Consider the following 20,874-nt stretch of genomic DNA (forward strand, 5'->3'; position numbering starts at 1 on the left):
TCGCTCGGGTTCGGCTGGCAACTCGGGGAACGCCGTGACGACACCGGCGGCCGGGGTCGCCGTACAGGAGGGCGCGCACAGCCGTGGACTGGTTCACCGCACCCGGCTACTGGCTGAGCCGGCTGGTCTTCCAGCGGGCCCTGGCCGCCGTGTACCTGGTCGCGTTCCTGACGGCGGCCCTGCAGTTCCGGGCCCTGCTGGGCGAGCACGGCATGCTGCCGATCCCCCGGTACCTGGCGCGGGCGCGGTTCCGGCACGCCCCGAGCCTGTTCCACCTGCACTACTCCGACCGCTTCTTCGCGGCCTGTGCCTGGACGGGCTGCGCGGTGTCGGCGGCCCTGCTGGCCGGGGCGGACTCGCTGCTGCCGCTGTGGGCCGGGATCCTGCTGTGGCTGATGCCGTGGGCGCTGTATCTGTCGATCGTCAACGTGGGCCAGACATGGTACGCCTTCGGCTGGGAGTCGCTGCTGCTGGAGACGGGCTTCCTGGCCGCGTTCCTCGGCAACGGCGAGACGGCGCCGCCGGTCGTCGTGCTGTTCCTGCTGCGCTGGATCCTGTTCCGGGTGGAGTTCGGTGCCGGGCTGATCAAGTGGCGGGGCGACGCCTGCTGGCGGCGGCTGACCTGTCTGGACTACCACCACGAGACCCAGCCGATGCCGGGCCCGCTGAGCTGGTTCTTCCACCACCTGCCCAAGCCGCTGCACCGGGTGGAGGTGGCCGCCAACCACGTCACCCAGCTGGTCGTACCGGTCCTGCTGTTCACCCCGCAGCCGATCGCCTCGGCCGCCGCCGCGCTGATGATCGTCACCCAGCTGTGGCTGGTGCTCTCCGGCAACTTCTCCTGGCTGAACTGGATCACCATCGTGCTGGCGCTGTCCGCGCTCCGGCTGCCGGCGACCGCGCCGCCGGTACCGCCGGCGCCGCTGTGGTACGAGGTGCTGGCGCTGGCGGTCGGTGCGCTGCTGCTCTTCCTGAGCCACCGCCCGGTGGTCAACATGGTCTCCCGCCGGCAGGTGATGAACCGCTCCTTCGACCCGCTGCACCTGGTGAACACCTACGGTGCGTTCGGCAGCGTCAGCCGGGTCCGCTACGAGGTGGTGGTCGAGGGCACGCTGGACGACACCCCGCGCCCGGACTCGGACTGGCGGGAGTACGTCTTCAAGGGCAAGCCCGGCGATCCGCGCCGCTGGCCTCGCCAGTTCGCCCCCTACCATCTGCGCCTGGACTGGCTGATGTGGTTCGCGGCGCTGTCACCGGCCTACGCCGGGGAGTGGTTCGGCGGTCTGGTGGAACGCCTGCTGGAGAACGACCGGGACACGCTGCGGCTGCTGCGCCGCTCCCCCTTCCCGCCCGGCACGCCGCCCCGCCATGTCCGGGCCCGGCTGTTCCGGTACCGGTACACGACCTGGCGGGAGCTGCGCGCGACGGGGGCGTGCTGGGAGCGGACGTTCGTGCGGGAGTACCTGCCGCCGACACGGCTCGCGGGCGCGGTTCACAGGTCGTAGACACGGCTCGCGGTGGTCTCGAACAGCGCCGTGCGCTCCGCCTCGCCGAGCCCCGCCGTCACCTCCCGGGTGAGCGCGTGGACCTCGGCGTACGTCATGGCCAGGGTGCACACCGGCCAGTCGGAGCCGGCCATCAGCCGGGCCGGGCCGAAGGCGTCCAGGGCGGTGTCGACGTACGGGCGCAGTCCTGCGGCGTTCCGGGTGTCCGGGCCGGCCTCGGTGACCAGGCCGGAGAGTTTGGCGACGGTGTTGGGCAGGGCGGCGAGGCGGCGCAGGTCGGCGGCCCAGGACGCGCGCTCCCCGGAGGCGATGGGCGGCTTGCCGAGGTGGTCGAGGACGAAGGTGAGCTGGGGCAGGGCCCGGGCCGCCGCCGCGCAGGCCGGGAGCTGGTGGGCCTGGACCACGAGGTCGTAGACCAGGCCGGCGTCGGCGACGGCGGCCAGGCCGCGCAGGACGTCGGGCCGCAGCAGCCACTCGGGGTCGGGTTCGCCCTGCACCTGGTGCCGGATGCCCTTCAGGTGGGAGCCGCCGGGCAGCTCGCGCAGCCGGGCCAGTTCGTCGGCGATGCCGGGGCGGGTGAGGTCGGTCCAGCCGACGACCCCGGCGATCAGGTCGTGGACTGCGGCGAGGGCGAGGAACTCGGGGGTCTCCTCGGGCACGGTGACGGTCTGGACGAGGACGGTGCGGTCGACCCCCACGGCGCGTGCCTGGGGTTCGAGGTCGGCGACGGTGAAGTTCCGGCGCAGCGGCCGGAGTGCGGGTCCCCGGATCCAGTCCTGGTCGCGGACGGTCAGGTCCCAGACGTGGTGGTGGGCGTCGACGCTCACGGCAGCTCCCACACGACGGGCAGGGTCGCGGCCGCGCCGTCGGCGGAGTAGTCGTGCGCCACGTCCAGCAGGTCCGCCATCCGGGTCTGCCAGGCCGCGTTGACCGGGAGCCGTGCCAGCTCGGCGAGGAGACGGGCGTAGTCCGCGCACTCCAGGACGTGGAAGAGGTCGGTTCCCGATCGCCAGATGGTCCAGGAGGTGGCCCCCGCGGCGCGGATGGCGTCGGTGAGGTCCTCCGGGACCGCACGGTGGGCGGCCTCGTACTCCTCGATCCGGTCCGCGCGGACCCTGGTGTGCAGGGCGACCCTCATGACGGTTCCTCCGGGGGCAGCAGGCCGGTCGCGCGCAGTTCCCGCCAGAAGGCGTCCGGCACCGGCGTCGCGAACTGGTCGGCGCAGTCGTGGACCTCGGCGGCCGAGCGGGCGCCGGCCAGGACGCTCACCACGGCCGGGTGGGCGGAGCAGAAGGCGAGGGCGGCGGCGCGCAGGGTGGTGCCGTGGCGCTCGGCGACCGCCTGGATCCGCAGGGCCCGGTCCAGCAACTCCCGGGGCGCACGGGTGTAGTCGTACGTCGGGTGACGGGACGGGTCCGCCAGCAGGCCGGAGTTGAAGGCGCCGCCGACGACCACGGACACGCCGCGTCGCTCGGCCTCGGGCAGCAGCTCGGTGGCCGCGCTCTGGTCCAGGAGGGTGTACCGGCCCGCGCAGAGCACCACGTCCACGTCCGTGTCACGGACGAACCGGGTCAGCATCTCCGCCTGGTTCATGCCCGCCCCGATGGCGCCCACGACGCCCTCCGCGCGGAGCTTCTCCAGCGCCGGGTAGCCCTCGCGGAAGGCCTGTTCGGCGTGGTCGTCGGGGTCGTGGAGGTAGACGACGTCGACCCGGTCGAGGCCGAGGCGCTCCAGGCTCGCCTCCAGGGTGCGGCGGACGCCGTCGGCGGTGAAGTCCCAGACGCGGCGGTGGCCGGCGGGTACGGCGAAGCCGTTGGCCAGGTCGTCGCCGGTGCCGTCGGCCGGTTCCAGGCGGCGGCCGACCTTGGTGGAGAGCGTGTAGTCGGCGCGGTCGTACTCCCGCAGGGCGGCTCCCAGGCGGCGTTCGGACAGCCCGAGGCCGTAGTGGGGGGCGGTGTCGAAGTAGCGGATGCCGCGCTCCCAGGCCGCTCGCACGGTGGCGTGGGCCTGCTCGTCACCGACCGGGGTGTAGAGGTTGCCGAGGGCGGCGGCGCCGAGGCCCAGGGAAGTGACGTCGACGCCGCCGCGGCCGAGGGGGGTCACCGGTCCGCCCCCGGGCGCAGCCTGAGGCCCTGCATGCCGCCGTCGACGGCGAGGGCGGTGCCGGTGGTGGCGCCGGACAGGGGGCTGGCCAGGTAGGCGATGGCGCCCGCGACCTCGGCGGCGGAGACCAGCCGGCCGGTGGGCTGGCGGGCCTCCAGGGCGGCCCGTTCGGCGGCCGGGTCCTCGGCCGCGTCCAGCAGCCGGCCGATCCACGGGGTGTCCGCCGTACCGGGATTGACGCAGTTGACGCGGATGCCCTCGCGGACGTGGTCGGCGGCCATGGCGAGGGTCAGGGAGTACACGGCGCCCTTGGTCGCGCTGTACAGGGCGCGCTGCGGCAGGCCGGCGGTGGCCGCGATGGAGCAGGTGTTCACGATGGCCGCGGTGCCCGGCCGGGCGGTGGCGGCGCGGCGCAGGTACGGCAGGCAGGCGCGGGCGGTGCGGACCATGCCGAGGACGTTGACGTCGAAGACGTGCCGCCACTCGGCGTCGTCGTTGTCCTCGACGGTGCCCTGGGCGCCGATGCCCGCGTTGTTCACGAGGACGTCGAGCCCGCCCAGCGCCTCGGCCGCGTCCTGGACGGCGGTGCGCACGGAGGCGTCGTCGGTGACGTCGGCGCGCACCCCGAGGAGGGGCTTCCCGACCGCGGACGGGTCGAGGTCGAGGACCGCGACCCGGGCGCCGCGGGCGGCGAGGAGGTCGGCGGTGGCCCGGCCGATGCCGGACGCGCCGCCGGTCACCAGGGCCCTCAGTCCCGCGAAGTCGCTCATGCGGCCTCATCCTTCCGGGTGTCGGGGTCGGCGGCCCAGTAGGCGCCGCCGGGGTACGTGTACCGCGCGAGGGACTCCGGGCGCAGGGCGGCGGAGAAGCCGGGCGCGGTGGGTGCCGTGTAGTGGCCGTCGCGGATGACGACCGGGGTGACGAAGTGCTCGTGGAGGTGGTCGACGTACTCGATGACGCGGTCCTCGGTGCTGCCGGAGACGGCCAGGTAGTCGAACATCGACAGGTGCTGGACGAGTTCGCACAGCCCGACCCCGCCCGCGTGCGGGCAGACGGGGACGCCGAACTTGGCGGCGAGGAGCAGGATGGCGAGGTTCTCGTTGACCCCGCCGACGCGGGCCGCGTCGATCTGCACGATGTCGAGGGCGCCGGCCTGGAGCATCTGCTTGAACACGATCCGGTTCTGCACGTGTTCGCCGGTGGCGACCTTCACGGGGGTGACCGCGCGGCGGATGGCGGCGTGGCCGAGGACGTCGTCGGGGCTGGTGGGCTCCTCGATCCAGTACGGGCCGAACTCGGCCAGGGCGTTGGTCCAGCGGATCGCCTCGTCCACGTTCCAGCGCTGGTTGGCGTCGATCGCCAGGCGGATCTCCGGTCCGACGACGGCGCGGGCCACCCGGCAGCGGCGGATGTCGTCGTCGAGGTCGGCGCCGACCTTCAGCTTGATCTGCCGGAAGCCGTCGGCGACGGCCCGGGCGGCGAGCCGGCCGAGCTTGTCGTCGTCGTAGCCGAGCCAGCCCGGGGAGGTGGTGTAGGCGGGGAAGCCGCGCTCCAGGAGCCGGGCCCGGCGCTCCTCCGCACCCGCTCGGCCGCGTCTGAGCAGGTCGAGGGCCTCCTCGGGGGTGAGGGCGTCGGTGATGTACCGGAAGTCGATCTGCCGGACCAGCCACTCGGGTTCGGCGTCGGCGAGCAGCCGCCACAGGGGCTTGCCGGCCCGCCGGGCGGCGAGGTCCCAGGCGGCGTTGACGACGGCCCCGATCGCCATGTGCATCACGCCCTTCTCGGGGCCGAGCCAGCGCAGCTGGCTGTCGGCGATCAGGTCCCGGAAGAGCGAGCCGGGGTCGGCGCACAGTTCCTCGACGTCGCGGCCCAGCACATGGCCCCGCAGCGCGTCGATCGCGGCGACCTGGACGTCGTTGCCCCGCCCGATGGTGAAGGTGAATCCGTGTCCTTCCAGCCCGTCGGCGGCGTCGGTGCGCAGGACGACGTAGGCCGCCGAGTAGTCGGGGTCCGGGTTCATCGCGTCGGAGCCGTCCAGCTCGCGCGAGGTGGGGAAGCGGATGTCGTGGGTGTCGACCGCGATGACACGGGCGGGAGCGTCGGACACGGATGCCCTTTCTGCCGAGGGGAGGTGACGGTTCATCAGTCCTGGGCGCGGCCCGTGGTGACACGGGCGATCATCAGGGCGACGAGGATGATGCCGCCGTAGATGGCCTGGATCCAGAACGACGGCACCTGGGCGAGGGTGAGCAGGTTCTGCACGACGCCCAGGAGGAGGACGCCGGTCAGGGCGCCGAACATGGTGCCCTTGCCGCCGTCCAGGCTGATGCCGCCGATCACCGCCGCCGCGAACACGGTGAAGATCATGTTCTGGCCCTGGTTGGCGCTGATCGCGCCGACGTAGCCGGTCTGCATGATGCCGCCGACGGAGGCGAGGACCCCGGCGACGACGAACACCCCGAGCATCACGCGGTCCACGCGGATGCCCGCGGCGCGGGCGGCCTCCGCGTTGCCGCCGATGGCGTACAGGGCGCGGCCGATGCGGTGGTACTTCAGCACGCCTCCGGTGACGGCGAAGGCGACGGCGGCGAGCCACACCGACATCGGGACGTCGAGGAAGGTGGTGGTGGCCAGCGAGGAGAAGCTGTCGGGCATGCCGAACAGGGTCTTGCCCTTGGTGGCGCCGACCAGCAGCCCGCGCAGCACGATGAGCATCGCGAGGGTCACGATGAACGCGTTGAGCTTGAACTTCACGACCAGGACGCCGTTGAAGGCGCCGACGGCCGCGCCCGCGACGAGGATCGCGAGCAGGGCGACCGGCGCCGGGAAGCCGGTGCCCCAGCCGGCCTGCGCCGAGGGCAGGACGAGGAGCGCCCCGACGGCGGGCGCGATGCCGACGACCGACTCCAGGGACAGGTCGAACTTGCCGGTGATGAGCACCAGCGACTCGGCGAGCACCACCATGGCGAGGGCGGCCGAGGCGCCCAGGATCGAGATCAGGTTCCGCTCGGTGAGGAACGAGTCGTTGACCACCGCGCCCAGCACCATGAGCAGCAACAGGGCCGGCACGAGGGCGAGTTCCCGGGCGCGGCGGAGCAGCACGGCGCGGGCGGCGCGCTGGTCGGGGAGGCGGGGCGAGGTGAGCGGCGGGGCCTTGGTGTCAGCCATGGTCCACTCCTTCGATGGAGGCGATCAGCTCGTGGTCGCGCCAGCCGGCCGGGTGTTCGGCGACGATGCGGCCGTGGAAGAGGACGAGGACGCGGTCGCAGCGCCGCAGGTCGTCGAGTTCGTCGGAGACGACGAGCACGGCCGTGCCGTCCTCGCGGGCGCTGTCCACGCGGGCCAGCAGGGACTCCTTGGACTTCACGTCGACGCCGGCCGTCGGGTTGATCAGGACGAGCAGGCGGGGGTCGGAGGCCAGGGCGCGGGCCATGACGACCTTCTGCGCGTTGCCTCCGGACAGGTCGGAGACGGGCTGTCCGGGGCCCTCGGTGCGGATGTCGAGGCGGTCGATCAGCTCGGTGGCGAAGCCGCTCCTGCGGTCGGTGCCGACGAATCCGAAGCGGCCGAGCCGGTCCAGGACGCTCAGGGTGGTGTTGTCGCCGACGGTCATGCCGGGGACCAGGCCCTGCTCGTGCCGGTCGCGGGGCACCCAGCCGACGCCCGCGTCCAGCGCCGCCCGCACGTCGCCGAACGGCAGCGGCTCTCCTTGCAGCAGGGCCGAGCCGGCGGCCGGGGTGTGCAGTCCGGCGAGGGTCTCGGCCAGCTCGGTCTTGCCGCTGCCGCTGGTCCCGGCGAGTCCCAGCACCTCACCGCGGCGGACGGTGAGGTCGATGCCGTCGTACGCGGTGGAGGTCAGGCCGCGCACGTCGAGCACGACCGGGGCGGTGCCGGTCACCGTGGCGCGCGGCCGCGCCCGCTCGGTGACCGAGTCCCCCGCCATGGCCTCCACCAGGGCCGCCCTGGGCAGCTCGGCGACGGGGGCCGTCGTGATCCAGCGGGCGTCGCGCAGCACGGTGACGGTCTGGCAGACCTCGTAGACCTCTTGCAGGTGGTGCGAGATGAACAGGAAGGTCACCCCGGAGTCCTGGAGCGCCCGCATCCGGTCGAACAGCCGCTCGATCTCCCGCTTGTCGAGCTGGGCGGTGGGTTCGTCCAGCACGATGAACCGGGCGCCGAAGCTCAGGGCGCGGGCGATCTCCACCATCTGGCGGTCCTCGACCTTGAGGTCGGCGGTACGGGCCTCCGGGTCGACGTGGACGTCCCAGGTGGCGAGGAGGTCGGCGGCCCCGGCGCGCAGCCGCCGCCAGCTGATCAGCCCGCGTGCCCGCGGCTGCCGGTTGAGGAAGAGGTTCTCCGCGACCGTCAGCTCCGGTACGACGGTGGGCTTCTGGTACACGCAGGCGACCTTGCGGCGCCAGGCGTCCCGGTCGGCGAGCGGGGGCGCTGCCTCCCCGTCGAAGCGGACGGTGCCCGCGTCCGGGGCCTGGAGGCCGGTGAGGATGTTCACCAGGGTGGACTTGCCGGCGCCGTTGCGGCCGACGAGGGCGTGGGACTCGCCGGGCAGCACGGTGAGCCGGCCGTCGGCGAGGGCGACCGTGGGGCCGTACCGCTTGACGACGTCCTCCGCTTCGACCAGGGGCGTGGTGCCGATGGGCGGGGTGGTCACCGGACGGTGGCTGTGCGGACCGTGGCTCATCGGACCGTGTTGCCCCACAGCTCGGGGTCGTCGACGTTGTCCTTGGTGACCAGCGGGGCGGGCAACTGGTCCTCCAGGATGCCGCTGGGCAGCTTGACGATCGTGGAGTCGTGGTCGGTCGGGCCGGGCCGGAACTTCTTCCCCTCCATCGCCGCCTCGATGTAGTACAGGCCGTACTTGGCGTAGGCGTCGGCCGGCTGGGAGACGGTGGCGTCGATCTGGCCCTTGCGGATGGCCTCGTACTCCTGCGGGATGCCGTCGTTGGAGACGATCGCGATGTGCCCCTTCTGCCCGGCCGCCTTGAGCATGTTCTTCGACTTCAGGGTCTGCAGGGTCGGCGCGAGGTAGACACCGCCCGCCTGGAGGTAGATGCCCTTGATGTCGGGGTTGGCGTTGAGGAGGGTGTCGAGCTTGGCGGCGGCGGTGTCGGACTCCCACTTGGCGGGGATCTCCAGCACCTCGAGCCTCGGGTACTTCTCCTTCACGCAGGAGCGGAACGCCTCGGAGCGGTCGCGTCCGTTGACCGAGGCCAGGTCGCCCATGATCTGCACGACCTTGCCGCTGCTCACGTGCTGCCCGAGGTAGTCGCAGGCCTTCTTGCCGTAGGCGACGTTGTCGGCGCGCACCACCATGGCGACCTTGCCCTTGTCGGGCGCCACGTCCACGGCGACGACCGGCACGCCCTTGCGTTCGGCCTGGTCGAGTCCGGCCTGGATGGCGGCGCTGTCCAGCGGGGCGACGACCAGCCCCTTGACGCCCTGGGTGAGTTCGTTGTCGATGTCGGTGATCTGCTGCGAGGGGTCGCTGTTGGAGTTGACCGTCTTCAGCACCTCGACGCCCTCGGACTTGGCCATCTTGGGCACGTAGTCGTTGTACGACTGCCAGAACGGCGAGGTCAGCAGCGGCAGGATCACGCCGACCTTGCCGGTGCCGCCGCTTCCCGCGCTCGCGGTGTCCTTGGTGCTGCCGCAGGCGGCGAGCACGAGCGAGGCGCCGACGGCCAGGGCCGCCGCGCCGGTGATCCGGGACCTGCTGCGTTTGCTCACTGTGCTGGCGGGCATCTCGCGGCTCCTCGTCGAGGTGGTTCGAGCGACGACCGCATACTTATCAGACCACTCAGGCGCCGGAACACCCTCGTGCAGCGAAAATCCCGGCTTTGGATGCATAGTGGTCGGACCACTCGGCTGGCTAGACTGCGACGCACCCGGTGACTGGAGGAGTGGCGTGGACGAGGCGGCCCCGCAGAAGGGCACGGTGACCCAGCGCGCCATCGAGGAGATCAAGGCGATGATCGCCGAGGGCCGGCTGGAACCGGGCCAGCGGCTGCCCACCGAGCGGGAACTCGCCGCCCGGCTCGGCATCTCCCGCAGCTCGATGCGGGAGGCGATCCGCGCCCTGACGGTCATGGGCGTCCTGGAGGCGCGGCACGGGTCCGGGATCTACGTCACCGCGCTGGAGGCCGGGGACCTGCTGGAGACCTTCGGGGTGGTCGCCGACCTGTCCCGGGGCCCGCGTCTCGTGGAACTCCTCGAAGTGCGCCGGATCCTGGAGTCGACGGCGACCGCCCTGGCCGCCGCGCGCATCACGGACGGCCAACTGGCCGCCGTGGAGAAGCACCTGGCGGCCATGAACGCCACCGACGACCCCGAGGAGATCCTCGCCCACGACCTCGCCTTCCACCGCGAGATCGCGTCCGCCGCCGGCAACGAGGCCATGGCCGCCATCCTCGACGGCCTGTCCTCACGCACCTTCCGCGCCCGCGTCTGGCGCGGCTACCAGGAGGAGGGCGCCTTCGCCCGCACCCGCCGCGAACACGCCGCCATCCACCGCGCCCTCGCCGCACACGACCCGGAAGCGGCCCGGGCGGCGGCAGCAGCCCACGTGGGCGAGGTGGAGGAGTGGCTGCGGACCCAGCTCGGCGGGTAGCGGCGACGACGGCCGTGGCGGGGGCGGTACCCGAAACGGTTCCGCCCCCGCGGGCCAGCCGTGCTCCCCGCGGTCCGACCGCGGTTCCGGACGGCTACCAGGGGTGGGTCACGGTCACCGGTGCCGAGGCGTTGTACAGCTCCCCCACCGCCCGCAGTTCGAACCGTGCGGCCGTCTCGCCCTGCTCGGGCCGCTGGCCGGCGACGAAGTAGGCGCGCTGACCGGTGGCGCCGAGGAAGCGGCGGGTGCCGTCGGCCAGGAGGCGGTGGAGGGTGTAGTGGCGGACGGCGCCGGGGGCGGCGGTCCAGGCGAGGCGGAGGTCGCCGCCGTTCGCCGCGGTGACGCGGGCGCCGGAGGGGGCGGCGGGTGTCGTGACCGTGTCGCGTACGGCGAGGCCGCCCAGACGCCAGCGGACCGGGCCCGCGGTCGCGGTGAGCCGTACGCCGAGCGCGCGGACGGTACCGGACAGTCCTGTGAGGGGGACGGTCACGGTCTGCCAGCCGTTGACCGACCGGACGCGAACTCCGTTGTTGACCGGGTTCACAGACAGATAGGTGTAGGGCGGGGTCGCCCCGGGCCCGCTCGGCTCGGCCGTCGCCACCGCCAGCTCGACCGTCACCTCCCCCGCCTCGCTCCGGGAGATCAGCTCGACAACCGTGTTCACACCGATCGGCAGCCGGGTCGCGTACAGGTCCACCACCGCTGGTTGATCCAGTTCACCCGCGACCAGCAGGCTGCTGCCGCCCCGCCAGGCGTCGGCGAAGTCGAAGGAGACGGCCGGCCGCTGCCCCGCCGTGCGCACCACCCACCGCCGCGACGGCAGCCGGTCCTGGAGTCCGAGGTGGTTCCAGGGCGCCTCCGAGGTGACGGCCCCCTCCTCGTACCACCGCAGTCCGTGCCCGGTGTTGAACACGCTCGCGAACGGCACCGAGGTCACCGTCGACCGGTCCGCCACGGACACCGCGGGCGCCCGCCACGGATCGCTCGGGTCGGGCCGCGACGGATCCAGTGACCGCCCCGTCCAGAACCGGTCGTCGGCCGCGTGGAAGTCCTCGGGGGCGCGCTGGTCGGCGGGCAGGTGGTTGCGGGTCCACTCGGGCCGGTAGAAGCCGATCGACGTGACGTGCGCCTTGTCGGCCGGCACGATCGCGTCCCAATCCACCCACGTGCCGGACCCGTTCGACTCGACGTCGACGCCCGCCCACAGGTCATAGCGGCTGCGGCCCAGCTGGTCCGCCTTCGTGCCGGAGGCGGCGAGCGTGGCCGCGCTCCACCGGAAGTCCACGAACATGTCGTCGGCGGCCTGGAAGAACGCCTGGTTCTGGCTGTTCAGGGCGCCCTGCCAGCTGACCGTGCCGTTCACGGTCATCGCGTCGTACCAGGTCACGCGCTGCCCCTTGGCCGCCGCGAGCGCCTTCAGCTCCTTGAGGAAGCCCAGCATGGCGGTGCCCAGCGCGGTGTTGCCCCCGCTGGTCTCGGCGTTGACGAACCAGCCGTCGAAGCCGTAGGCCGCGGCGACCGCGACGAGTTGCGCGGCGAGCGGGTAGTGGCCGGTGGCGTCCTTCTGCACCAGGTCCCGGGTCCACTGGAGTTGTCCGCCGTAGGCCACCGGCGGCAGGAAGATGTTCCCGAGGACGGGGACGCCGTGCCGGTGGGCCGCGTCCACGACGGGGGCGTTCGGCGCGAGGATCAGGCCCTCGCCGGCCGAGCCGCCCCAGAACACCAGCTCGTCGATGTACGCCCAGTGGGTCAGGGCGTAGTAGTCGGCGGTGGCCGAGCCCTGCGAGGGGTTGGCGGAGGTGGGTCCGAAGGAGACCAGGGCCTGGACGCGGGCCTGTCCGGAGCGGGCGGTGGTGTTCGCCGGGACGGGGGTGAAGCGGGCGGCGAGCGGTATGGAGGCGGCGTTGAAGGCGAGGTCGGCGTCGTCGGCCGCGCGCCAGCTCTTCAGGCTGCGCCAGGTGATGCCGGGGCCGGGGCTGCCGGCGGGCAGCGTGTCCGGGTACCAGTAGGAGGCGTACGGCGGGGTCGCGGCGGCGGCTCGCGGGGCCGCCTGCGCGGACGGCACGGACAGCGCGGGGGTCAGGGCGGCGGCACCGGCGGCGATCAGGACCGTGCGTCGGGTGGGGTTCACGAGCGGAGGCCTCCAGGGGGGACGGGACATACCTGCTGTGACGACTGCGCCGTGACATCGTTGTCGGGGCCATCGGTGGAAGTCAATGACGGTGCACGGCCTCTCGACGCGCGGCCCCCGCAACCGGCACAGTTCTCCCTGCCCGTCTTCCGTACCGATGAGTAACGAGGAGTGCCCGTGAGCAGCTGGGCCGGCCGGAGTGCCACCGAGATCGCCGCCGCCGTCCGCGAGAAGCGGGTGACGCCGAGGGAGGTGGTGGCCGGGCACCTCGCGCGGATCGAGCGGCTCGACGGCCGGATCGGAGCGTTCCGGAAGGTCCGGGCCCAGGCGGCGCTCGCCGAGGCCGACGAGCTGGCGTCCCGTGCCGACCTGGCCGGACTGCCGCTCGCCGGCGTGCCGTTGGCGGTGAAGGACAATCTCGCGGTGCGCGGTGAGTCGTGCCGCAACGGCTCCGCCGCCACCCCGGACGCCCCGGCCGCCGAGGACCATGTCACGGTGGCCCGGCTGCGGGCGGCGGGCGCGGTGGTCGTCGGGCTGACGAACGTGCCCGAACTGTGCGTCTTCGGCACCACGGAGGGCCCGTACGGCACCGCCCGCAACCCCTGGGACCTCGCCCGCACGGCCGGCGGCTCCTCCGGGGGCAGCGCGGCGGCGGTGGCCGCGGGGCTCGTGCCGCTCGCGCTGGGCAACGACGGAATGGGCTCGCTGCGCATCCCGGCCGCGAACTGCGGTCTGGTCACCCTGAAGCCGGGGCACGGGGTGGTGCCGGCGGGGATCGGCGACGGCGACTGGTTCGGCATGTCGGAGAACGGCCCGCTGGCCACGACGGTCGAGGACCTGCGGCTGATGCTGGCGGTCCTCGCGGACACGGAGTTCGTCCGGCCGCGGGAGGGAACGCGCCGGAAGATCGCCGTCGGCCTGCGCAGTCCGCTCGCCGGGGTGAGCGTGAACCGGTCGTATACGGCCGCGGTCCGGCAGGCGGCCGGGACGCTGGCCCGGGCGGGGCACCAGGTGCGGCGGGCCGAGCCACCGTACCCGCTCTCCCTGGGCGTGACCGCGCTCCAGCACTGGACGGCGGGCACGGCGGTGGACGCCCAGGGCCTGGACCGGGCGCGGCTGGCCCGCCGGACCCGGGTGCACGCGGCCGTGGGCCGCCGGTTCGTCCGGCCGGTGCGCACCGGCGAGGCGCGCGAGCGGCTGCGCGCCCGGCTGACGCCGTTCTTCACCGAGTACGACGTGCTGCTCACCCCGGCCCTCGCCCGCCGCTCCCCGCAGGCCGGGCCGTGGCACGAGCGCGGCTGGCTGCGCAACGTCCTGGCCAACACCGCCTACTCGCCCTTCACCCCGCCGTGGAACCTGACGGGCTGGCCCGCGATGTCCGTGCCGGCCGGCGTCCTGCCCTCGGGCGCCCCCTGTGCCGTACAGCTGGTGGGCCGGCCGGGCACGGAGGCCGTCCTGCTGGATCTGGCACGGGAGCTGGAGGAGCCGGCCCCGTGGCGGCGGACGGCTCCGGTGGCGGAGGCGGAGGCGGAGGCGGACGAGGGACCGGCATCCGGTGGGTGACGCGCGGTGAACCGGACCGGCGACGGCCCGCCGAGGCGCGCGGGAGCCGGATCGGCGGGCGGCGTGTGAGGTGCGCGGGGGCCGAGGCGTGCGGGCGTCCGGATCAGGAACTGTGCCCGTGGCTCGGGCGGCCGGAGCGGCGGCGGTGTGGGCGCGGCCTCGGTGGTCCGCATGGGCGTGCGTCTGTCACGCCCACGCGGGCGGCGATCGCGACGGGACCGACCCGGAGGTCAGTCCACGCTCGGCAGGATGTGGGGCTCGGCGAGGTCGTCCTCGTAACCCGCGAGGCGGATCGGGGCGGACCGGGCCCACACGTCGAGGCTGCCGAGTTCTCCGGGCCTGCGGCCCCCGCGCTCCGTGTGTTCCTTGGGGCGCTGCTCGCGATTCGTCTTCTCCGGTGTCACCGCGCACTCCTTATGTGTCGGGTCACCCTCGGGGCGTACCGGACAGTCTGCGCTCCGGTGCTCGACGCCCGCTCAGGTCTGGATGGAAGGCCAGTTCGGACGCGGTGGCGCCGGTTCCTCTGTCAGAGCAGGCCGGTGTTCGCCGGCTCGCCCCAGGACGGACGGTGGGTGTGGGTGGAACCCCGGTGCTGGTGTCCGTCGGCTCCAGACTAACCAAATGAGCGGGCATCCGCTCGATAGGGAATGCAAACAACCTGTAACCGATGCACTTCTTACCGCTTCTCAATACCCCCACGATGTGACCTTTTGAAACATTCCGCTCACGCGGACTACACGCCGAAGCACCCGTATGGCCTACAGGAACGAACACCCCTTCAAGTGCTGTTGGCCCGGCGGCAAGCTCGTCATGTTCTGCTGACGCCGCAACGGCTGTCTCGCGGAAGGGCTGACGCATGGAACTGCGCAGTGTCGAGGAGCTGATGGATCTGCTGCACGCCGGCCGGCCCCGGCAGGCGCTGCGCACCGCCGCGCTGCTGCGCCGCAGCCGTCCCGCCGACAAGGAACTGCAGGTGGCGGGGCTGGTGCGGGGCATCGGGCCGGTGCTCTGCCCGGGGGACGAGGCGGCCGGGGCGCGCGGCGCGGCCGAGGCGGTGCGCGCCCTGCTCGGGGAACGGGTGTCCCGGCTGGTCCGGGGTGACGCGGACCCGGCGGACGACGATGCGCTGCGGCTGCGCCAGGCCGGCGAGGAGAGCCGCACGGCCGGCCTCGACGCGGGCGAGCTGGAGGACTGGCGCACGGTGCTGGAACTGGTCGCGGCCCGCCACACGCGGCTCGGCGCCGTCGACTGAGGGCGCGGCGGCCGCCGTGGCTCGCGCGCCGGGGCCGTGCCCCGTGCCTGGGCGCGACCCCCGCGGCGGCTCCGCCCGTCGTCTACCACTTGCCGGGGGCGTAGTCCTTCAGGAAGACGCCGTACAGGTCCTCGCCCGCCTCGCCGCGCACGACCGGGTCGTAGACGCGGGCGGCGCCGTCGACCAGGTCGAGCGGTGCGTGGAAGCCGGCCTCGGCCAGGCGCAGCTTGTCGTAGTGGGGGCGCTCGTCGGTGATCCAGCCGGTGTCGACCGAGGTCATGAGGATGCGGTCGGTCTCGAACATCTCGTGGCCGCTGGTCCGCGTCACCATGTTCATGGCGGCCTTGGCGGCGTTGGTGTTCGGGTGGCCCGCGCCCTTGTAACCCCGGCTGAAGACGCCCTCCATGGCCGAGACGTTCACGATGTACGCCCGTCCGCTCGCCGCCTTCCGGGCGGCGTCGGCCATGGCCGGCCGGAGCTTGCTGATCAGGATGAACGGCGCCGTGTAGTTGCACAGCTGGGTCTCCAGCAGCTCCACCGGGGAGATCTGCTCGATCGTCTGCACCCAGGTGTTGGACTCCACGACGTCGGGGAGCAGGCCGCCCGCGTCGATGGCGGTGCCTTCGAGGTGCCGGGCGACGCTGGCGTTGCCCGCGACCAGGGCGAGGTCGGCGACCTTCTGCGCGTCGAGGCCGCTGGTGCCGACGGGCAGCGCGGCCAGGCCGTCGACCGCGCCGGAGTTGAAGGCGCCGATGACGTGGTGGGCGGGGAGTTCCCCGGCGGGCAGCGGGGCGCTCTCGCCCTCGACCAGGGCGGCGTAGGCCGAGGGCAGGCGGCGCACGGTCTGCGTGGCGTTGTTGATCAGGATGTCCAGCGGGCCGGCCTCGGCGACCTGATCCGCCAGCGCGACGACCTGGCCGGGGTCGCGCAGGTCGATGCCGACGACCTCCAGGCGGTGGATCCAGTCCGCCGAGTCCTCCATCGCCTTGAAGCGGCGGATGGCGTCCTTGGGGAAGCGGGTGGTGATGGTGGTGTGCGCGCCGTCACGGAGCAGGCGCAGCGCGATGTACATGCCGATCTTGGCCCGGCCGCCGGTGAGCAGGGCGCGCTTGCCGGTGAGGTCGGCGCGGGCGTCCCGCTTGGCCCGGTTCTCCGCGGCGCACTTCTGGCACAGCTGGTGGTAGAAGTAGTCGACCTCGACGTAGCGCTGCTTGCAGGTGTAGCAGGAGCGCGGGCGCTGGAGTATGCCCGCGATCCGGCCGGCGTCGACCTTGGAGGAGGGCAGGATGCCCTCGGTCTCGTCGTCGATGCGCTCGGCGGAGCCGGTGGCGGTGGCCTCGGTGACGGCGCGGTCGTGCGCGGTCTTGGCGGCCCGGCGCTCTTGGCGGCGGCGCTGCTTCACCGTGCGGTAGATGTGCGAGGTGGCACGGCGGACCGCGATGGCGTCGGGGTGGTCGACGTCGATCCGGTCGAGTTCCTCCAGCACGCTCAGGCACACGGCCAGCCGCTCCGGGTCGATACCGGGCCCGTGGACCGCCTCGTCCATGGCGGCGTCCGTGGGCACGTCCATCGCCGCCGAGCCGTCGTCTGTCACCGTCATCGCGCTGCCGCTTCCCTGGTCACCCGCGCAGCGCTCCGACTCGCGCCCGCTTTCGAACAGCGAATTTTACGGAGCCTGGGCCACCGCGCCAAACCGCTGCCGTGCCGGGTGGGTACCGATCACGCACGGCAGCGGGCCGCCGGGCGCCGGGCGGCCTTCGGCGCCGGGTGCGGAGCGGGGCGGCCGACGGGCGGACCCTCGCCCGCGCCGCCGTGCCCGGTGCTCAGCCGTCGCAGACGGTCAGCAGCGTCTCCACCTCCGCCGACACCGCGTGGGCGAACCGGTCCAGGTCCGGCACGGCCACCGCGTCGGCGACCAGGCCGTAGTGCACGCGCCCGCGATACGTCGAGATCGCGACCGCCAGCGCCTGGCCGGGCGCGAGCGGGGCCAGGGGGTACACCTCGGTCAGCTCGTGGCCGCCGAGCCGCAGCCCGAGCCCGGGCAGCGGCACGCTGGTGACCAGGATGTCGAACCACAGCCGGGCCGCCTGGCCGACCAGTGGCCCGCCGAGCCGGTGCCCGAGCGCCGGCACGTGGTCGGCGAGCAGCGCGACCGCGCCGGCGCCCCGGTAGGGACCCGCGTCCTTGTTGCGGACCATCGCGGTCCGCACCGTCTCCAGACGGCCGAGCGGGTCGGGCTCGTTCACCGGAAGCCGTATCAGGTACCCGGAGAGCCGGTTGCCCTGCGGCTGGGCGGTGTGCGGGCGGCGCCGGGAAACCGGGATCAGGGCGCGCGGCGCCACGCCCCCGCTGCCGTCGCCCCGCTCGTCCAGCCAGCGGCGCAGCGCCCCGGCGACGACGGCGATGAGGACGTCGTTCACGGTGCCGCCGGCGCTCTTGCGCACCCGGTGCACGTCGTCGATGTCGAGGACGACCCCGGCGGTGCGGCGGGTGCCGCTGGGCGCGGAGGTCAGCGCGGCGCACGGCCGCATGCCGAGGGTGGACCGGGCGAGCGAGGCGCCGATGTCCAGGGCCCGGCCCACGTCGGACAGCGCGTCCCGGAGCAGTCCGGGCATCCGCGCGGGCAGCCGGCGCACGTCGGAGAGCAGGCCGCGCGGCGGCTCGATCGCGCGGGGCGCCCGTTCGGGCAGGTCGACGGGGTCCAGGACGCCGGCGGCGAGCTTCAGCGCGCGCAGCCCGTCGGCGAGGGCGTGGTGGAACTTGAACAGCACGGCGAAGGACACCCCGTCCTCGCCGGGCAGCACGTGCGCCTCCCACGGCGGCCGGCCGCGTTCCAGCGGGCGCTCCATCAGCCGGCCGGCGACCGCGTGGAAGTCGTCGGTCGGGGCGTGCAGCCGTACGTGGTTCAGGGGGTCGAAGTCCGGGTCGGTCTCGCGCATGGCGCCGCCGAAGGCGAGCGGCTGCCACAGGTCGCGGATGCGCATGCGCAGGCCGGGTACGGCGGCGGCCCGGGCGGCGAGGAGGTCGGCGGCGTGGGCCCCGGCCGTGGGCGAGTGCGCGGAGAAGACGCCGAGCGCCCCGAGGTGCATGGGATGCCGGTCGGACTCCATGTTCCAGAAGGCCAGGTCGAGTGGAGCGAGCAGGTCGGAAGTCAAGGGATTGCCTCACGCATCGACGAGGGGGGCATCAGCAGTCAATCCCTGCTGGCGATTACGGTCAAGTACGATCAAGCTACGCTCAGTTAACGCCAGGTTCGGTCCCGCCGCGCGTGGGAGCGGCGGGACGCAGGCGTCGGCTGAGGTCATTTCAGGACGGGCGGCGCCGCTTCGGGTGACGTACCCCACTCCGACGGGCGCGGGCCGACCGTGAAGGCGAGGGAGCGCAGGGAGCGCAGCGCGCCGGTCGTCAGATAGGTCCGGCCGTGCGGCCTGCCGTCCGTGTGCACGGCCTGGACGTAGCGGTCGGCGGCCGAGGTGCCGGGCGCGGTCACCGTCAGCCGGCCGGCGGGCCAGTGGCGGCGGTCCAGGGTGAGGTCGACGCGGTCGAAGACCGGGGTGGTCAGACCCCAGGTGTCGTAGCCGGGCTGGACCGGGAAGAGGCCGATGGACGACAGGACGTTCCAGGCGGACATCGTGCCGAGGTCGTCGTTGCCGGTCATGCCGGTGGGGCTGTCGGTGAACAGGGTCAGCGCGGCGTGCACCACGTCGGTGGTCTTCCAGGGCTGGCCGGTGGAGAGGTAGGTGTAGGGCGCGATCAGGTCCGGCTCGTTCATCGGGTTGTACACGGCCGCGTTGTAGTAGGCGTACGGGTCGCCGTGCACCCATACCTCGCGGGCGGTCCCCTCCGGGTCCGTGAGGAGGCGGTCGTAGGCGAAGAAGGCGTCGAGGCGGGCGTTGGCCGCGCGTGTGCCGCCGATCAGACCGACCATGCCCGGGACGTCCTGCGGGACGAGCCACTGGTACTGCCAGGCCGTGCCCTCGTGGAAGCCGGTGCCGCGGGCCGGGTCGGGCGAGCCGGTGAAGGCGCCGGAGGCGTCGCGGGCCCGGAAGAACCCGGTGCCGGGGTCGAACACGTTCCGGTAGTCGCGCGAGCGGGCGGCATAGCGGGCGGCGTCCTCCCCGTGGCCGAGACCGCGCGCCATCTGGGCGAGCATCGCGTCGGCGAGGGCGTACTCCAGGGTGACGGAGGCACCGTGGTGGTAGTCCGAGTCGCCCATCTTGGCGTACGGCCGGTCCTTGGCGTAGGGGGCGAAACCCCTGGCGATGTACTCGGCGTTGGCCTCCCGGCCGATGCCCGGGTACGCGGCGGGCGGCACGCCGTCGGCGTTCTTCCTCAGCGCCCGGTAGGCCCGCTCCTCGAACCCCTTCAGCAGCCCCATGTGGTACGCGGTGGTCAGGAACGGGGTGACCGGGTCACCGCTCATGATGTTCGTCTCGACCGGCCCGTAGCCCCACTTGGGCAGCCACCCGCCGTCCTCGTCGACCGCGACCACCGACCGGGCCATGTCCCGGGCCTCGCGCGGGGCGAGGAGGGCGAGCAGCTGGGCCTGGGTGCGGTAGGTGTCCCACAGCGACCAGTTCTGGTAGTAGGTGAAGCCGCGGGCGCGGTGGGTACGGCGGTCCCAGCCGAAGTAGCGGCCGTCGGCGTCGCTGCCGATGTTGGGCGCGAGGTGGGAGCGGTACAGCGAGGAGTAGAAGGTCCGGCGGAGCGTGGGCGTGCCGCCGCGCACCCGGACCGCGGCGAGCCGGCGCTCCCACTCCTCGCGGGCCCGGTGGCGTACGGCGTCGAAGGCCCGTCCGCCCTCGGCGCGCAGGTTTCCGGCGGCGCCGCGCGAGTCGACGTACGACAGCGCGGTGGTCGCCTCGACCGTGCGGTCCCGGGTGGTGTCGAAGCGGACGTAGGCGCCGCCGGATCCGCTGCGGGCTCCCGGCGTGACCGTCCCGCCGTCCCAGGTGCCGTAGGCGGTGAAGGGCCGGCTGAAGCGGGTGATCGTGTACACCGTGTAGGGGCCGGTGTCCCGGCAGAAGCCGTGGCCGGTGATCTCGGTGCGCACGGTGCGGTCGTCCAGGATCCGCACCGTGCTGCTCACCGTCTTGTGCAGCGACTGGGCCGCGTTCAGCAGGACGTTGGCCTTGTCGGTGGCCGGGAAGGTGTAGCGCTGGACGCCGGTGCGGGCGGTCGCGGTGAGTTCGGCGCGGATGCCGGAGGCCAGGCCGACCCGGTAGTAGCCGGGGCTAGCCTCCTCGTCGTCGTGCGAGAAGGCCGCCGCGTACCGGGCGTCGTCCGTCTGAGTGACGTCGCCGGTGGTGGGCAGCACGGGCAGGTCGCCGCCGATCCGGCAGCCGACGCCTGAGAGGTGGACCAGCGAGAACCCGCGGATACGGTTCTGCGCGTAGTCGTACCCGGTGCTGTGCCCGGTGTCCGGGGAGAGCTGCACCATGCCGAAGGGCACGGCCGCGCCGGGGAAGGTGTTGCCCTCGTTCTGGCTCCCGATGAAGGGGTTGACCAGGTCGGTGAGGTGGCCGTCGGTCCGCTCGGCGGCGCGTGCGGCGGGGGTGGCGATCAGCGCGGACGCTGCCATCACCCCGGCCAGGCACAGCCGTGTGCGCCGGGTCCCTCTCATGTCGGATGACCTCCGCAGGTTGGACGTCGTTGCCTGCATCCTGGACGGCCGACGGTGCAAACCTGGGCATTC

Annotated in this window: 17 protein-coding genes; 4 read left to right on the forward strand and 13 right to left on the reverse strand. The window is 73.3% G+C overall.

Features of this window, described 5'->3' with window-relative positions; translation table 11 throughout:
* Positions 1-83 precede the first annotated feature (83 nt).
* The gene (locus AB0947_RS05850; protein WP_366749004.1) at positions 84-1,505 is read left to right on the forward strand and encodes a lipase maturation factor family protein; all 1,422 of its coding nucleotides are present in this window, start codon (positions 84-86) and stop codon (positions 1,503-1,505) included.
* Here the strand turns inward: AB0947_RS05850 and AB0947_RS05855 are convergent.
* Genes AB0947_RS05855 through AB0947_RS05890 form a run of 8 tightly spaced genes read right to left on the reverse strand, consistent with a single transcriptional unit; the run spans position 1,493 to position 9,368 of the window.
* Positions 1,493-2,332 (reverse strand): amidohydrolase family protein, encoded by an 840-nt coding sequence (locus AB0947_RS05855; protein ID WP_366749005.1) that lies wholly within the window; start codon positions 2,330-2,332, stop codon positions 1,493-1,495. The two genes, AB0947_RS05850 and AB0947_RS05855, sit on opposite strands and share 13 nt — an antisense overlap.
* Entirely contained in the window at positions 2,329-2,643 is a 315-nt protein-coding gene (locus AB0947_RS05860; protein ID WP_366749006.1) for an L-rhamnose mutarotase, read from the reverse strand. Before AB0947_RS05860 ends, AB0947_RS05855 begins: the two co-directional genes overlap by 4 nt.
* Positions 2,640-3,608 (reverse strand): aldo/keto reductase, encoded by a 969-nt coding sequence (locus AB0947_RS05865; RefSeq protein WP_366749007.1) that lies wholly within the window; start codon positions 3,606-3,608, stop codon positions 2,640-2,642. The genes AB0947_RS05860 and AB0947_RS05865 overlap by 4 nt, the downstream gene beginning before the upstream one ends.
* The gene (locus AB0947_RS05870; RefSeq protein ID WP_366749008.1) at positions 3,605-4,378 is read right to left on the reverse strand and encodes an SDR family oxidoreductase; all 774 of its coding nucleotides are present in this window, start codon (positions 4,376-4,378) and stop codon (positions 3,605-3,607) included. The genes AB0947_RS05865 and AB0947_RS05870 overlap by 4 nt, the downstream gene beginning before the upstream one ends.
* Positions 4,375-5,715, reverse strand: coding sequence for an L-fuconate dehydratase (locus AB0947_RS05875; RefSeq protein WP_366749009.1), 1,341 nt, complete (start codon positions 5,713-5,715; stop codon positions 4,375-4,377). The genes AB0947_RS05870 and AB0947_RS05875 overlap by 4 nt, the downstream gene beginning before the upstream one ends.
* A 35-nt stretch (positions 5,716-5,750) precedes the next feature.
* Complete coding sequence (locus AB0947_RS05880) at positions 5,751-6,776, reverse strand: ABC transporter permease (protein ID WP_366749010.1); 1,026 nt, start codon at positions 6,774-6,776, stop codon at positions 5,751-5,753.
* Entirely contained in the window at positions 6,769-8,307 is a 1,539-nt protein-coding gene (locus tag AB0947_RS05885; protein WP_366749011.1) for a sugar ABC transporter ATP-binding protein, read from the reverse strand. Before AB0947_RS05885 ends, AB0947_RS05880 begins: the two co-directional genes overlap by 8 nt.
* Positions 8,304-9,368 carry a sugar ABC transporter substrate-binding protein gene (locus AB0947_RS05890; protein ID WP_366749012.1) on the reverse strand — a complete coding sequence of 355 codons (1,065 nt, stop codon included), beginning with the start codon at positions 9,366-9,368 and terminating at the stop codon, positions 8,304-8,306. Before AB0947_RS05890 ends, AB0947_RS05885 begins: the two co-directional genes overlap by 4 nt.
* A 163-nt stretch (positions 9,369-9,531) precedes the next feature.
* Here AB0947_RS05890 and AB0947_RS05895 point away from each other — a divergent pair, with 163 nt between their 5' ends.
* On the forward strand, positions 9,532-10,233 hold the full coding sequence (locus AB0947_RS05895) for a FadR/GntR family transcriptional regulator (RefSeq protein WP_366749013.1): 702 nt from the start codon (positions 9,532-9,534) through the stop codon (positions 10,231-10,233).
* Between the two features lie 94 nt (positions 10,234-10,327).
* Here AB0947_RS05895 and AB0947_RS05900 read toward each other — a convergent pair whose 3' ends face one another.
* The gene (locus tag AB0947_RS05900; RefSeq protein ID WP_366749014.1) at positions 10,328-12,364 is read right to left on the reverse strand and encodes an endo-beta-N-acetylglucosaminidase; all 2,037 of its coding nucleotides are present in this window, start codon (positions 12,362-12,364) and stop codon (positions 10,328-10,330) included.
* 177 nt (positions 12,365-12,541) lie between these two features.
* Between AB0947_RS05900 and AB0947_RS05905 the strand changes: the two genes are divergently transcribed.
* Positions 12,542-13,927: an amidase gene (locus AB0947_RS05905; protein WP_366749015.1), complete on the forward strand. Its 1,386-nt coding sequence runs from the start codon at positions 12,542-12,544 to the stop codon at positions 13,925-13,927.
* A 230-nt stretch (positions 13,928-14,157) separates the two neighbouring features.
* Here the strand turns inward: AB0947_RS05905 and AB0947_RS05910 are convergent, their stop codons facing one another.
* On the reverse strand, positions 14,158-14,331 hold the full coding sequence (locus tag AB0947_RS05910; RefSeq protein ID WP_319148262.1) for a hypothetical protein: 174 nt from the start codon (positions 14,329-14,331) through the stop codon (positions 14,158-14,160).
* A 452-nt stretch (positions 14,332-14,783) separates the two neighbouring features.
* On the opposite strand from AB0947_RS05910, the gene AB0947_RS05915 reads away from it, so the two are divergent.
* On the forward strand, positions 14,784-15,179 hold the full coding sequence (locus AB0947_RS05915; RefSeq protein WP_366749016.1) for a hypothetical protein: 396 nt from the start codon (positions 14,784-14,786) through the stop codon (positions 15,177-15,179).
* Between the two features lie 82 nt (positions 15,180-15,261).
* On the opposite strand, the gene AB0947_RS05920 is transcribed toward AB0947_RS05915, so the two are convergent.
* The 3 genes from AB0947_RS05920 to AB0947_RS05930 all read right to left on the reverse strand — a co-directional run bounded on the left by AB0947_RS05920 (position 15,262) and on the right by AB0947_RS05930 (position 20,802).
* A complete protein-coding gene (locus tag AB0947_RS05920; RefSeq protein ID WP_366749017.1) occupies positions 15,262-16,779 on the reverse strand; it encodes an SDR family NAD(P)-dependent oxidoreductase in 1,518 nt (505 codons plus the stop codon).
* A 223-nt stretch (positions 16,780-17,002) separates the two neighbouring features.
* Complete coding sequence (locus AB0947_RS05925) at positions 17,003-18,334, reverse strand: wax ester/triacylglycerol synthase family O-acyltransferase (RefSeq protein ID WP_366749018.1); 1,332 nt, start codon at positions 18,332-18,334, stop codon at positions 17,003-17,005.
* A 146-nt stretch (positions 18,335-18,480) separates the two neighbouring features.
* Positions 18,481-20,802, reverse strand: a complete 2,322-nt coding sequence (locus AB0947_RS05930; RefSeq protein ID WP_366749019.1) for a GH92 family glycosyl hydrolase — start codon at positions 20,800-20,802, stop codon at positions 18,481-18,483.
* Positions 20,803-20,874: the final 72 nt, after the last annotated feature.

It is taken from the genome of Streptomyces sp. NPDC047841 (assembly GCF_040704085.1).
In the GTDB taxonomy this organism is placed as follows: domain Bacteria; phylum Actinomycetota; class Actinomycetes; order Streptomycetales; family Streptomycetaceae; genus Streptomyces; species Streptomyces argyrophylli.

Excerpts from the sequence above, each read along its gene's own strand:
- AB0947_RS05860 (WP_366749006.1), bottom strand. The coding sequence starts at position 2,643 with ATGAGGGTCGCCCTGCACACCAGGGTCCGCGCGGACCGGATCGAGGAG.
- AB0947_RS05870 (WP_366749008.1), bottom strand. The coding sequence starts at position 4,378 with ATGAGCGACTTCGCGGGACTGAGGGCCCTGGTGACCGGCGGCGCGTCC.
- AB0947_RS05880 (WP_366749010.1), bottom strand. The coding sequence starts at position 6,776 with ATGGCTGACACCAAGGCCCCGCCGCTCACCTCGCCCCGCCTCCCCGAC.
- AB0947_RS05885 (WP_366749011.1), bottom strand. The coding sequence starts at position 8,307 with ATGAGCCACGGTCCGCACAGCCACCGTCCGGTGACCACCCCGCCCATC.
- AB0947_RS05890 (WP_366749012.1), bottom strand. The coding sequence starts at position 9,368 with ATGCCCGCCAGCACAGTGAGCAAACGCAGCAGGTCCCGGATCACCGGC.
- AB0947_RS05915 (WP_366749016.1), top strand. The coding sequence starts at position 14,784 with ATGGAACTGCGCAGTGTCGAGGAGCTGATGGATCTGCTGCACGCCGGC.
- AB0947_RS05920 (WP_366749017.1), bottom strand. The coding sequence starts at position 16,779 with ATGACGGTGACAGACGACGGCTCGGCGGCGATGGACGTGCCCACGGAC.
- AB0947_RS05930 (WP_366749019.1), bottom strand. The coding sequence starts at position 20,802 with ATGAGAGGGACCCGGCGCACACGGCTGTGCCTGGCCGGGGTGATGGCA.